We start from the raw sequence: 12,605 nt of genomic DNA, 5'->3' as shown, positions 1-12,605 counted from the left end.
CCGCCGCCCTTCGTGGTGGGTGTAGCTCAGTTGGTAGAGCACCTGGTTGTGGTCCAGGTGGCCGCGGGTTCAAGTCCCGTCACTCACCCTGTAGGTCCCGTGAGGGGTACGAGGTTTCCTCGTACCCCTCACGGGCGTTTGCGACGGGGTTCCCCCGGGCCTACGCCCTCAGGAAGGCCTCGACCTCGGTGGCGAAGGCCACGGGGGTCTCGTGCGGCGGGTAGTGGCCGGAGCCCGTGATCGTGACGATCCGGCAGTTCGGGTACCAGGCCTGCCACGTGGCCCGCATCACGTCGGCGGTGAGCGCGAGGTCGTACTCCCCCACCAGGACCAGCACCGGGACGGTGTTGCCCTTCACCGCGGAGGACAGGTCGAGCGGCTGCCAGCTCGCGAGGTAGCCGGCGAAGGCCTCGGGGCGGGAGACGCTCAGGGAGTGCTCGACCATGTGGTCGAGCCAGTGGCGGCTCGCGCGGTTGCCGGTGACCAGGTCGAGGATGGCGCGGCGCTTGGCGGGGTCCTCGGCGGCGCCGTAGAAGAGCGCGTGGGTCGCGTCGTCCATCTCGTACGGGGCGGCCGGGACGGGCGTCAGCCCGATCAGCTTCTCCACCCGCTCGGGGGCCCGGACGAGGACCTGCTGGATCGCCTTGCCGCCCATGGAGTGGCCGAGGAGGGAGAAGGTGTCCCAGCCGAGCTGGTCGGCCAGTTCGAGCACGTCGTCGGCGATCTCGGCGAGGGTGTGGCGGCCGGACACGTCCCGGCGCTCGCCGTAGCCCCGGTAGTCGAGGAAGGCGTACGAGAACTCCTCGGGGTCCAGGTAGTCCAGTACGGAGCCCCAGTTCGCGGAGGTCCCGAACCAGTCGTGCAGCACGATGACGCGGACGGGTCCGGTACCGATCCTGCGGTGGGCGATGGCCATGCGTTCTCCCTCGGTGACGGGGGTGGGGACTGCCGACGCCGTACCTTCTGCCCAGCGCGCCTACCATCACACCGTGAAACCGACACCGGGCGCAGAGCCGCTGGTCATGGGGGACTTCTCGCGCAGCGACGGGGCGCGCCACCCGCACCACCCGCGGAGCTACACGGTCAGCGACCCCGCCGAGATCGCCGAGGTGCTGGCCGTGCGGCCGCCCGAACGGCACACCGGTTTCGCCGGGGGCGGGATGGAGTGCATGTGCCACGAGGGATGGGCCCCGGCTCCCGCCACGCCCGGATACCGCCGCCTGCTCGACCCCCTCTCCCCCGAGGGCATCCCCGCCCGGCACCGTGCCCGGTGGGCGGCGGCCGCGCCGGAGGGGCTGCGGGAGTACGCCGCCGCGCTGGCCTGGGGCGAGGAGGAGCCCGGCCCGCCGCGCGGGGTGCCGCCGGCCGTCGTGTTCAGCTGGCTGGGCGCCGTACGGGAGGAGCCCCGCGACGCCGCGTGGCTGCTCGCCGAGCGGGGCCCCTGGCGGCTGCTGGCCGGGGTGGCGACGGAGGAGCTGGCCTGGGCGGTGCGCGAGACGGACCGGGCGGGGCTCGAGGGCGCCGTACGGTTCTTCGCGAGCGAGGAGTTCACCACCCGGCACCCCAAGCGCCGCCGGGTCCCGGACACCGCCCGCGACCTGCTGCTCCGGCATGCGCGCAGCCACCGCCCCGGGGACCTCCCGGTCCTGGAGCGGCGGCTGCTGCGGGCGGTGGAGGACCGGGTCAGACGGTCTTGATCGCCGGGTCGGAGACGCCCGGGGCGCCCGTCTCCACGTGGCCCGCGAAGCGGCGCAGGAAGGTGGCGTCCGCGTCGGAGACGACCGTGACGTCGTACCAGCGGCCCGTCGCGCCCAGGTCCGCCGTGTACGCGGCCGTGCCGCCCGCCGCGACCCGCAGGGTCTGGGTCGCGCCGTTGTAGGAGTTGGTCACCGTGAGGTTGACCGCGGCCGAGCCGGAGTTGGCCAGGGTCAGCTTCAGGTTCCCGGTGGCCCCGTCGTGGCGGGCCGTGACCTCGGGGCCGGCCTTCTTCGCCGGGCCCTTCCAGGTGCGCAGGAAGCCGTTCGGGCCCCAGACCGTGAGGTTGATCTGGTTTCCGGTGGAGCTGCTCGTGGACCAGGTGTCCGAGAGGGTCTTGCCGGCCTCGACCGTGTAGGGCCAGGGGCCGTCCGTACGGTTGCCCGAGGTGCTGTGGAAGTGCGCGCCGAGGGTCGGGCCGGAGGAGAAGGTCAGGGTGAACTTGCCGGTGGAGGTGGTGGCCCGGCCGTCCACGTACGGGCTGTAGCCCAGGGCGCGGGTCGGCTTGGACCCGGCCTCCTGCTTCGGCAGCGTGCCCGTGGCCGGCGGGACCGGGTGGTAGGAGGGGTGCGCGTTGTGGTCCGGCGGCAGGTAGGCGTCCGTCGACGGGAGCGAGGCGGGGGTCGCGTCCGTCTTGGTGAAGTCGAAGGCCGAGGTCAGGTCACCGCAGACGGCGCGGCGCCACGGCGAGATGTTCGGCTCCTGCACGCCGAAGCGCTTCTCCATGAAGCGGATCACCGAGGTGTGGTCGAAGGTCTCGGAGCAGACGTAACCGCCCTTGCTCCACGGGGAGACCACGATCATCGGGACGCGCGGGCCGAGCCCGTACGGTCCGGCCGCGTAACCGCCGCCCCCGTTGTAGAGGTCTCCGGTGACGCTCGCCGTGGACAGGCCCCACGCCGAGGAGGCCGGCGGGTACGGCGGGACGACGTGGTCGAAGAAGCCGTCGTTCTCGTCGTAGGTGATGAACAGCGCCGTCTTCGCCCAGACCGCCGGGTTCGAGGTGAGCGCGTCGAGGACCTGGGAGATGTACCAGGCGCCGAAGTTGACGGGCCAGTTCGGGTGCTCGCTGAAGGCCTCCGGGGCTGCGATCCAGGAGACCTGCGGGAGGGTGCCGTTGGTGACGTCCGCGCGCAGGCGGTCGAAGTAGCCGTCGCCCGCCTTGACGTCGGTGCCCGTGCGGGCCTTCTCGTACAGGGCGCTGCCGGGCTGGGCGTTGCGGTAGTTGTTGAAGTACAGCAGCGAGTTGTCGCCGTAGTTGCCGCGGAAGGCGTCGCTGATCCAGCCCCAGGAACCGGCGGCGTTCAGGCCGTCGCCGATGTCCTGGTAGACCTTCCAGGACACTCCGGCCGCCTCCAGGCGCTCCGGGTAGGTCTTCCAGCCGTAGCCGGCCTCCTGGTTGCCGAGGACCGGGCCGCCGCCGACGCCGTCGTTGCCCGTGTAACCCGACCACATGTAGTAGCGGTTGGGGTCCGTGGCGCCGATGAAGGAGCAGTGGTAGGCGTCGCACACCGTGAAGGCGTCGGCGAGGGCGTAGTGGAACGGGATGTTGCCCCGGGTCATGTACGACATGGTCGTGGCCGTCTTCGCCGGGACCCACTTGTCGTACTTGCCGTTGTTGTAGGCGGCGTGGCCGCCGGCCCAGTCGTGGTTGAGCCCCTCGACGAACTGCATGCCGAGGTCGTTGACCTGCGGGTTGAAGGGGAGGATGTCCTTCGTCCCGTTGGACTGGTAGAACACGGACTTGCCGTTGTCCTGGAGGACGGGACGGGGGTCGCCGAAGCCGCGGACACCCTTCATGGTCCCGAAGTACTGGTCGAAGGACCGGTTCTCCTGCATGAGGACGACGATGTGCTCGATGTCCTGGATCGTGCCCGTGGTGCCCTGCGCCGAGATGGCGGCCGCGCGGGCGATGCTCTCGCCCAGCATCGCGACGGCGGCAGTGCCACCGGCTATCTGCAGGAACCTGCGCCGATTGAATTCGGTCATGGAGTGACGTCCTCTGCGGGTGAGGGGGGTGTCGGGGGGCGCCCCAAGAACAGCGCCCCCGGGGTACCGGACGGAGATCACTTCGTGACGGTGCGCCGTACACCTGGAGAACGAAAGCTCTCCCGGACGGCCCGCTTGTCTGCTGGAATGACCTCCCACACAACTGCACGGGGGGCGCACAACGGATGGCCGGGAACGACTTCGGGCATGCCCTCGGGCTTGCCCGCGCGCTCTCCGGTCTGCCGCTCTCGCCGCTCGTGGGAGGGTACGGGGAACTCGTCTCCGCGCAACAGACCCTCGGCTTCAGCCACTTGGGTGAACTTCTGACCCCCGGGAGCGGCCGCTTACGGGTGCTCGACGGGGTCTTCCGCGTCGAGCGGCCCGGCCGGCGCGCCCATGTGAACGCCGGGGTGCTGCGCGGACTGCGGTCGGAGCGGCCCGAGGCGGCATGGCTGCTGGACCGGCTGGCGGGGATCCAGGAGGAGGACCCGGCGGCGCTGCGGCGGATCCTGCTCTACCAGTTCGCCCGGCTGCTCCACGACCACCCGGCCGGCCACCTGCCCGCCACCGCGGCCGGCCTCGGGGTCGACCCGGCCGAGACCGCCGCACTGGTCCACGCCGTCGCAGCGCTGCCCCGGCTGGACGCGGGGCAGCGGGCCGCCGCCGAGGGCCTGGAGGACGACTGGCGCAGCAGCCGGGTGCGCGCGGCCCAGCGGAAGGCGGCCCTCCTGCCGGCGGGAGGCGGGGACCGGGCCCTGGGGGCCCGGCTCGCCGGGCTGGCCGACCGGGCCGCGGCCGCCGACGCCGCACTCGGCGAGGCGCGGCGCCACGAGGAGCAGGGCGATCCCGACCGGGCGTCCGTCCAGTACGAGGAGGCGGCCCGGCTCGCGGGGGACTGCCCGCACGCGGTGCGCGGGCTGGTCCGCACCTACCGGCCGGAGCCGGGCGATCCGGGCCCGCTGGAATCCGTCCCCGTCCCCGGCGGGGTCGAAGTGCGCTGGCCCGCGGTCCTGTTCAGGGGCAGGACCTGGCGGGTGGTGCGGCTCACCCAGGGCGAGCCCGCGGGCTTACCCCTCGCCGAGGTGGCGGGGCGGCCCCGCGACGGCGTCCTCCTGGACCGGGACACCGGGATCGGGGTGCGCGTGCGCCATGTCGCCCTGCCGGTCGGGGACGACGGCGCGGTGGACGGCCCGCCGCTGATCGGGGCCCCGGTGGCCGTCGCCCCGGCGGTGACGGGGCTGCGCGTCGCCGACGGCAACGGCCGGCTCGAGGCCTCCTGGACCGCCCCGGCGGGCGCGGCCGGCGCGCAGGCGACCCTGACCGGGCCGGGGAGCCGCCGGGTGGCGGACGCGGCCGGGCAGGACGTGCGCTTCGACGGCCTGGAGCCGGGCCCGTACGAACTGGCGGTCCGGGCCCGCTACCCGGCGCCGGGCCCCTCCGGCCGCGCGGTCCTCTCGGCCCCGGTGACGGCCCCGGCCACCGTCCACCGGTGGCCGGCCCCCGTGGACGCACTGACGGCCACCCCCGACGCATCGCACGGGCTGCTCTTCCACGTGAAGGGTGCGGAAGGCGCCGAGGTGCGCCTGGTCGAGTGGCAGACTGCCCCGCCCGCTGCGGGCGCGGAACTGCGGACGGCCGATCTGCCGCCCGCCCTGGACTGGATCACCCCGGCCGGGGCCGGCCGGCGCGACGACGGAGGCGGCTCGCCCGGGACGCCCGCGGATGCGCCCGGTACTGCCGCGCGGGGCACCGGCGGCCCGGCGGGGCCGCCCCGCGGGACGCCGGTGACCGCGATCGCGGCCGGGCGGCCGCCGGCCGGGGCGCTGCTGACCGTGACGGCCGTGGCCGTGCTCGGGGAGCGGGCCGTGGCCGGGCCCGGGGTGCTGGTCGAGGCTCCGCTCCCGGTGACCGGGCTCGCGGTGCGGCGTACCGCGCCCGGGCAGGTGCAGCTCACCTTCGACTGGCCCGGCGGCGCCGGCACCGTCACCGCCGCCGTCGCGCAGGACGGCCGGGTCACCGAGCACGCCGTGGCCCGCAGCGTGTTCCTGCGCGAGGGGCTCCGGCTGCCGGTCGCGCCCGCGGCCCTGCACGTCGAGGCGTACGCGGCGCCCCGCGGCGCGCGGTCCGTACGCGCCGCCGGCTCCGGCGACGCGCGGGCCGAGCTGCCCGCCGACGTGGCCATCGCCTACGAACTCCTGCCGGGCGCCCGGCGCGGCCTGCGCCGCGGGCCCGCGGTCCTGCGGGTCACCGTGCGGGCACCCGGCGGCGCCGCGGACCTCCCCGGCTTCGTGCTGGTCGCCCGTGGCGGCGGCCGCAACCCGCAGCGCCCGCCCGGCCCCACCAGCGGTACGACCCTGTGCCGCCTGACCGGTGAAGAGCTCGCGTCCGCCAGGACGTTGGAGCGCGAGATCGACCCTGCTGCCGCGCCCGGACGTCCGTACGCCGTCCGTGGTTTCCTCCTCGGCGGCCGTGCCGCCTCCGTCCGGCTCGAAGAGCCCCCGATCCACTCCCTGGTGGTGCGCTGACTTGACCTCCGTCGTCTGCCCCTACTGCTTCGACCGGTCACCGGCCGCCAAGCTCCCCTACCGCTGCCAGATGTCCCCCACGGGCGTGCGCGGCGGCAAGCCCTGCACCGCCGAACTCGATTCGGTGTGGGCCGAGTTCATCGGGCCGGCCGCGCCTCCCGCGCTGCGGATGCGCGGGCCCGTGTTCACCGCCGCGCGCGGGCTCGGCGGGCGGATCCCGCGGCAGCTGCCGCTCGGCGGCGGGGGGTCCCGTGCGGACTGCCCCGCATGCGGGGTGTCCACGCCGGTGCGGGTCTGCCGGCGGTGCCACAGCGACTTCCCGAGCGACTACTGCGACCAGGACACCCGGATCATCGCCCTGCTCGGCCCCAAGGGCTCGGGCAAGAGCACGTACGTCTCGGTCCTGGTCAACGAACTGCGCGGCAGGGTGGGCCGGGCCTTCGGGGCCTCGCTCACCCCGATGGGCGGCGAGACCCAGCGCCGTGACCGCGAGATGGCCGAGGACCTCTACGACCGGCTGCGGCTGCCCGAGGCCACGCGACCGGCCGCGCTCGGCTTCAACGACCCGCTGCTGTACCGGCTGAGCCTCCCGCTGCGCCGCCGGCTGCGCGGGGACGGCAGCCGGCACACCGCGCTGGTGTTCTTCGACGCAGCGGGCGAGGACCTGGGCAGCGCCGAGGCCATGGACCGGTACACGACGTACCTGGCCGCCGCCGACGGGATCATCATGCTGGTCGACCCCTTGCAGATGCGGGCGGTGCGCGACCGGCTGCCCGTCGACTCCGAGCTGCCGCTGCCCGTCGTGGAGACCCCGCCGCAGCAGATCGCCGGTGACCTCGCGGCGCAGCTCCGGGCCCGCGGCCGGGGCTCCTCCCGGGGCCGGGTCACCACCCCGGTGGCCGTGGCCGTGACGAAGACCGATTCCCTCGCCCCGCTGCTGGACCCGCACTCCCCGCTGCTGCGCAACGCGGACCACGGGGCCGGCGCGGTCGACGAGGACGACCGGCTCGCGGTGCACGAGGAGATGCGTTCGCTGCTGGACGGCTGGGACTCCGGCGCCCTGCTGCGGCAGCTGGAGCGGGACTTCGCGCAGCTGTCCCTGTTCGGGCTGTCGGCGCTCGGCTCGCCGCCGCCCGCGCACGCGCCGGCCGACGCCCCGAAATCGGGTCCGCAGCCGCTGCGCGTGGAGGATCCGCTGCTGTGGCTGCTGGGCCTCGGCGGGCTGCTGCCGCAGGCTTCCGGCGCGGCGCGTTCGGGCGGTCGCAGCGGTGCGGAGGGAGAGGCGTGAAGCTCGCGCAACTGCACTACACCTCGGCGCCGCCCGGCCCCGACGGCTCCGGGTTCCGGTTCACGGCCGTCACCCCCGGGGTGCCGGCCGCGCTGCTGCGCGAGGCGGAGCAGCTGATCGGCTACGAGCCGCCCCGGGAGGCGCCCCCACGGCCGGGCCCGGACGAACTGGGCTCCTTCCCGCAGGCGTTGAGCCTGAGCGTGCTGGCGGACGGGAGCCGGCTGCTGGCCCGTTCGGTGTACACGGGCGCCGACTACAGCGGCCGCTGGGGCAACTTCCACGCCCATGCGGTGCACCTGCCGCAGCAGGCGGGCTCCGGTCCGGCCGTCGGCGCGCTGCCGATCACCTCCTGGGGCTCGCCGCAGTGGGCCGTGGACACCCCGGCGGGCGGGGCGCCCGCGATGACGGCCGTGCCGCTTCCGGGGCCGCACGATCCGGTGGGGCTGGCCGGGTTCGTCAGCGACCGGGGGCCGTGGCTCGCCCGGTTCTTCGCCGATGTCCGCCGGCTCGGCGAGGACCCGGCGGCCCCGCAGATCGTGCTGGTGGAGGCGGACAGCGAGGCGGTGGCCCGCTGGATCATGCTGGCGTGCAGCGTGCTGCCGCACCAGCGGGGCCAGTGGCTCACCTTCACCACCTACACGCGGCGCCCGCAGCTGGCCCGGCAGCAGATCATCGGCGTGGTCCCCGAGGACGGCCCGGCCCTGGCCGGGCAGGAGCACCGCTACCGGGTGTACGACGTGCCGCGCGCGACCGCCCCCGTCTCCGTGGCCCCCGACGCGTGGGCCGACACCGCGGCCCGGATCTGGCAGGCGCGGCGCCAGGAGCTGTTCGCGGAGGTCCGCCGGCTCGGCGCCGACCCTTACGACGCGGGCCCCCTGGCCGCGCTCGCCCTCGCCGCGGACGTCCCCCTGGCCTCCGCCGCCCGGGCCGCCGCCGCGGACTGGACCGCCGGTCACCGCGACGCCCTGGACGGGGCCCGGCTGCACGCGCTGACCCTGGCGCTCGGCGCGGGATCCCCGGACGGGGACCGGGACGCGGCCGAGGCCGCCGCGTGCGGGCGGCTGCTGGCGGCCCTGGACGGCTGGGCCCCGGCCGCCGTGTGCGAGCCCCTGGCGGAGCGGGCCCTCGCCGAGGCGGTGCGCGGCCCGGCCGTGCCCGCGGAGCTGCCCTCCGCCGGGGCGCTGGGCGGGCCCGCGCGGGCCCGGCTCGCGGCCGCGCTGGAACCGGAGCTGCGGGCCGCGCTCGGCGCTCCGGGGGCCGAACCGGGCGACCGGGCCGGGCTGTTGCGGGTCGCCTCGGTGCTGGGGACGGACACGGCCGACCTGCTGCCCGACGTGGCCCGGCAGCTGGCGCTCGCACTGCTCGCCGATCCGGAGCGGGTGGACGGCCCGGGGGTGCGGGCGGCGCTCGCGGAGCTGCCGGTGCTGCGGGCCCTCGTACTCGACCGGCTGGACTCCCTCGCGGCGGGCGATCCGGCCGCGGCGCGGAAGCTGTTCGCCCGCACCGGGCTGCGGCTGACGGCCGCCGACGCCCGCCCGCACCTGCGGATGTGCGCTTCGGCCGCGGGGGTGGTCGCGGCCGCCCCGGACCGGGTGGCCGCGCTGCACGCGCTGCTCGGCGAGTCCGGGGTCTCGCTGTACGCGGAGCCGCTGGTGCTGCGGACCGCGATGCGGCTGGTCTGGGACGGGGAGGCGCCGGGTGCGGGCGAGGCCGCCATGGTGCTCGGGGCGACCGGCGCGCAGGTCCACCGGGAGGCCGGGACCTGGGAGCTGCTGGCGCGGGCGGCGGCCGGCGCCCCCGCCGGGGACCCGGCGGCGGCGGAGCTGGCCCCGGAGATCCTGGCCCGCTTCCAGGAGGAACTCCCCGCCTCGCTGCGGCCGTCGCTGCTGATCCTGGAGCTGGCCCGGAACCTGCGGGCGGGCACGGCGGGCCCGGGCTGGGTGCGCCAGGCCCTGGACCTGGGGTCGACGGGTCCGGAGCCGGGTGCCCAGGCGCAGGCGTACGCGGCGCTGTCCGCGCGGCTGCTGCTGGCCGGGGAGCGGCCGGAGCACGAGCTGCGGGCCCTGATCGAGAGCGACGACGCGGAGCTGCTGGCCGCGTACCGGCAGGCCGCGCGGGAGCCGGAGGTGACCGCCCGGCTGCGGCTGGCCCCCGCCTTCGTCGCGGACTGCTTCACGGCGTGGTCCTCGCAGCCTCAGGCGGGCCCGGTCTGGCAGGAGGCCCGTACGGACCTGCTCGAGGGGGTACTGCGGCCCGTCGTGCGGGGGCTGGCTCCGGAGCAGCTCGCCTCGGTGGAGGAAGCCCTGGCCCGGCTGGGGGGCCGCCCGGCGGAGGAGTTCCGCACCTGGCAGCGCCCGAGCGCGATCGGACGCCTGCGGGACCGGTTCAAGCGGCGCTCCGGCTCTTCCCGGCCGGGGGCGGGCGAGACCTCCCGTGCGGGTGCCGCGGACGCTCCGGGCGGCTCCGGCCGGGAGGGAACCGGTACCCGCCGCTCGGACGGTCCGGACGGCACGGGCCGGGGCGACGGGAGCGGGGGCCGGGGCGATGCGAGCGGCAGCCGGGGAGGCGGCTGGTGAACACCGGGATCGTCATCCGGAGCCTGCTGTACGGCACCGGGATCGTCGCCGTCGGCGTGTGCCTGTCCTACGGGCTGTGGCAGTTCCTCGGGCTGGCCCTGGGGGCCGCCGGACGGGCCTTCGGGCCCCGGGAGCGCCTCACCCCCGACCAGCGGGTCGTCCCGTACCCCGGCAGCGAGCCGGCCCACCGCGCCTACTGGGCCTTCCAGATGTGGCGGGACTGCGGTGACGCCGCGCTGTTCGCCGCCCGCACCGTCCACTACCTGCTCAGCCGTCACTGGCTCGGGAAGGTGGTGCGGGACCGACTGCTGCAGGGCCGCAGCGGCCGCACCGGCATGCGCTCCGACAGCGGGTTCGGCCGGACGCTGAGGCGCCTGCTCGCCCCCGGTACGGCGCTGGCCGCCGTGCTGTCCGCGGTGCTCGCCTCGGCGCTGCTGCTCTGCATCGCGGCGGTCTTCGCCGTCCAGCTGGCCCTGGTCGCCCTCGCGGCCGTCGCCGCCGTTGCCGCCGGGCGAGTTGCCGAGCGGGTGTGGAAGCTGGCCCGGGGCGTGCGGATGAAGTGCCCCTACCCGCGCTGCTACCGTCCGTTCGCGCTGGCCGTGCACCTGTGCCCGGGCTGCGGGGCGGCCCACCGCGCACTGCGGCCCGGCGGCTTCGGTGCATGGCGGCACGTGTGCCGTTGCGGCCGGGCGCTGCCCACCACCGTCTTCACGGGGCGGCGCCGGCTCACCGCCCACTGCCCGCACTGCGACCGGCCGCTGCCCCCGGCCGTCGGCACCACCCGGGTGGTGCACCTGCCGCTGGTCGGCGGCACCTCGGCCGGGAAGACCATGCTGATGGCGGCCGTGCTGGAGGGCCTGCGGTCCTGGTCGCACCAGTCGTCGCTGAAGGTCGAGTTCGCCTCGCCGGAGGATCTGCGCGAGGCCAACGTGCTGGGCAGGCAGCTGAAGGACTCGGGGTGGACGCTGAAGACCCAGGGCGGGCAGCCCCGGGCGCTGATGCTGCTGGTCGGGCGGGGCTTCCGGCGCAGGCTGCTCTACTTGTACGACCCGATGGGAGAGTCCCTGCGCGACGCGGTCAACACGCGGCTGCAGGGGTACCTCGCGCACGCCGACGGGATCCTGTTCGTCGCGGACGTGCTCGCCTCGCCCGTCGTGCGCCGCTCCCTGCGGGCGGGCGACCCCGGGCTGGCGGCGGCCGCGCGGCCGGCCGACCTCGGGCCCGTGGAGACGTACGCGGTGCTGGCCGGCGAGCTGCAGGGGCTCAGCGGCCGCCGGGGGCGGCTGGCGGTGGCCACGGTGGTCACCAAGCGGGACACCCTCGACCGGCTGACCACCCTGCCGCGGCCCGCGGAACCGGTCGACGACTGGCTGCGCGGCATCGGCCTCGACGACCTCGTGCGCAGCATCGGCCACGACTTCGCGGCGGCCCGCTACTGGACGGTGAGCGCCCGCGCGGCGACCGGGGCGGGCGCACTGGGCTCCGAGCAGCTGCGGGCGGCGGAGCCGGTGCTGTGGCTGCTCGCACGGAGCGGGCTGCGCGTCGGGAGTCTGGCCGCGGCCCGGCCGGCGGCAGGCGGCCCGGGGGCGCACGGACCGGCGCCGGGCCGGATCGCGTCGGAAGGGAGCAAGACCCCATGATTACACCGCAGATCGCGCGGGGCCGGCGGCTGATGCTGGCCCTGTTCGTGGTGGCGGTCGTGGTGACGGCTGCCGCCGTGGTGGCGGCGTTGGTGCGGTTCGTGCCGCAATGGAGCGGGAGTTGAAGGAGACATGCGGTGAGTGACATCCCCGGCGGGCCGATGGCGAACAGGCCCGTCCATTTCATCTGGCTGCTCGACTGCTCGTACTCGATGCAGGGCGAGAAGATCGGCCAGCTCAACTACGCGATCAGGGAGGCCGTTCCGGCCATGCGCTCGGTCGCGCAGGACAATCCGGCGGCCCAACTGCTGCTGCGCACCATGACGTTCTCCACGACGGCCCGCTGGCACCACCAGGACCCGGTACCGGTCGAGCAGTTCACCTGGCAGGACGTACAAGTGGACGGCATGACCAACCTGGGTGACGCCCTCCACCTCGTCTCGCGCGAACTGGACACGCCGCCGATGCCGCAGCGGGCCCTGAAGCCGGTGCTGGCTCTCGTCTCCGACGGGGTGCCGACGGACGACTGGAAGGCCGGGCTGCGGGCGGTGGACGCGACCCCGTGGGGCCGCAAGGCCGTACGGGTGGCCATCGCGATCGGCGCGGACGCGGACCGTACGGTGCTCCAGGAGTTCCTCGGCAATCCCGAGCTCCAGCCGCTGGACGCGAACAGCCCCAAGCAGCTGGCGGCGGCGATCCGCTGGGCCTCGACGGCTGCGGTCAAGGCGGCCTCCCAGCCGATGGCGGGCTCCGCGGACACCATCGTGAAGCAGCCGCCGTACGCCCCGCCCGCGCTCGACGACGACGATGACGACGTGTGGTGAGCGGGCCC

At 75.6% G+C, this 12,605-nt stretch carries 9 protein-coding genes and 1 tRNA gene; 8 read left to right on the top strand and 2 right to left on the bottom strand.

Annotated elements, in window-relative coordinates; genetic code table 11:
• Positions 1 to 15: 15 nt before the first annotated feature.
• Positions 16 to 88, top strand: a tRNA-His gene (locus ACIGFK_RS26630).
• 72 nt (positions 89 to 160) lie between these two features.
• On the opposite strand, the gene ACIGFK_RS26625 is transcribed toward ACIGFK_RS26630, so the two are convergent.
• Entirely contained in the window at positions 161 to 916 is a 756-nt protein-coding gene (locus tag ACIGFK_RS26625) for an alpha/beta fold hydrolase (protein ID WP_376659373.1), read from the bottom strand.
• Between the two features lie 73 nt (positions 917 to 989).
• Between ACIGFK_RS26625 and ACIGFK_RS26620 the strand changes: the two genes are divergently transcribed.
• Positions 990 to 1,697 carry a hypothetical protein gene (locus tag ACIGFK_RS26620; RefSeq protein ID WP_400053848.1) on the top strand — a complete coding sequence of 236 codons (708 nt, stop codon included), beginning with the start codon at positions 990 to 992 and terminating at the stop codon, positions 1,695 to 1,697.
• On the opposite strand, the gene ACIGFK_RS26615 is transcribed toward ACIGFK_RS26620, so the two are convergent.
• Complete coding sequence (locus ACIGFK_RS26615; RefSeq protein WP_400053846.1) at positions 1,684 to 3,744, bottom strand: phosphocholine-specific phospholipase C; 2,061 nt, start codon at positions 3,742 to 3,744, stop codon at positions 1,684 to 1,686. The two genes, ACIGFK_RS26620 and ACIGFK_RS26615, sit on opposite strands and share 14 nt — an antisense overlap.
• A gap of 185 nt (positions 3,745 to 3,929) precedes the next feature.
• Between ACIGFK_RS26615 and ACIGFK_RS26610 the strand changes: the two genes are divergently transcribed.
• From ACIGFK_RS26610 to ACIGFK_RS26585, 6 genes are read left to right on the top strand one after another with little or no spacing between them, the layout of a single operon-like run.
• Positions 3,930 to 6,269: a hypothetical protein gene (locus ACIGFK_RS26610; RefSeq protein ID WP_400053844.1), complete on the top strand. Its 2,340-nt coding sequence runs from the start codon at positions 3,930 to 3,932 to the stop codon at positions 6,267 to 6,269.
• Position 6,270: 1 nt separating this feature from the next.
• Positions 6,271 to 7,557, top strand: coding sequence for a hypothetical protein (locus tag ACIGFK_RS26605; protein ID WP_376659377.1), 1,287 nt, complete (start codon positions 6,271 to 6,273; stop codon positions 7,555 to 7,557).
• Positions 7,554 to 10,133 (top strand): GTPase-associated protein 1-related protein, encoded by a 2,580-nt coding sequence (locus ACIGFK_RS26600; RefSeq protein WP_400053841.1) that lies wholly within the window; start codon positions 7,554 to 7,556, stop codon positions 10,131 to 10,133. The genes ACIGFK_RS26605 and ACIGFK_RS26600 overlap by 4 nt, the downstream gene beginning before the upstream one ends.
• Positions 10,130 to 11,773, top strand: coding sequence for a hypothetical protein (locus ACIGFK_RS26595; RefSeq protein WP_376659379.1), 1,644 nt, complete (start codon positions 10,130 to 10,132; stop codon positions 11,771 to 11,773). The genes ACIGFK_RS26600 and ACIGFK_RS26595 overlap by 4 nt, the downstream gene beginning before the upstream one ends.
• The gene (locus ACIGFK_RS26590; RefSeq protein WP_376659380.1) at positions 11,770 to 11,898 is read left to right on the top strand and encodes a hypothetical protein; all 129 of its coding nucleotides are present in this window, start codon (positions 11,770 to 11,772) and stop codon (positions 11,896 to 11,898) included. Before ACIGFK_RS26595 ends, ACIGFK_RS26590 begins: the two co-directional genes overlap by 4 nt.
• Before the next feature lie 36 nt (positions 11,899 to 11,934).
• A complete protein-coding gene (locus tag ACIGFK_RS26585; RefSeq protein ID WP_376659386.1) occupies positions 11,935 to 12,597 on the top strand; it encodes a tellurium resistance protein in 663 nt (220 codons plus the stop codon).
• Positions 12,598 to 12,605 lie beyond the last annotated feature (8 nt).

It is taken from the genome of Streptomyces sp. NPDC085524, from assembly GCF_044541755.1.
GTDB lineage: Bacteria > Actinomycetota > Actinomycetes > Streptomycetales > Streptomycetaceae > Streptomyces.
This window is presented reverse-complemented; position numbering and strand designations above follow the sequence as displayed.

Bases quoted from the DNA above. Each gene is read 5' to 3' on its own strand.
- ACIGFK_RS26590 (WP_376659380.1), top strand. From the start codon at position 11,770: ATGATTACACCGCAGATCGCGCGGGGCCGGCGGCTGATGCTGGCCCTG.
- ACIGFK_RS26610 (WP_400053844.1), top strand. From the start codon at position 3,930: ATGGCCGGGAACGACTTCGGGCATGCCCTCGGGCTTGCCCGCGCGCTC.
- ACIGFK_RS26585 (WP_376659386.1), top strand. From the start codon at position 11,935: ATGGCGAACAGGCCCGTCCATTTCATCTGGCTGCTCGACTGCTCGTAC.
- ACIGFK_RS26625 (WP_376659373.1), bottom strand. From the start codon at position 916: ATGGCCATCGCCCACCGCAGGATCGGTACCGGACCCGTCCGCGTCATC.
- ACIGFK_RS26615 (WP_400053846.1), bottom strand. From the start codon at position 3,744: ATGACCGAATTCAATCGGCGCAGGTTCCTGCAGATAGCCGGTGGCACT.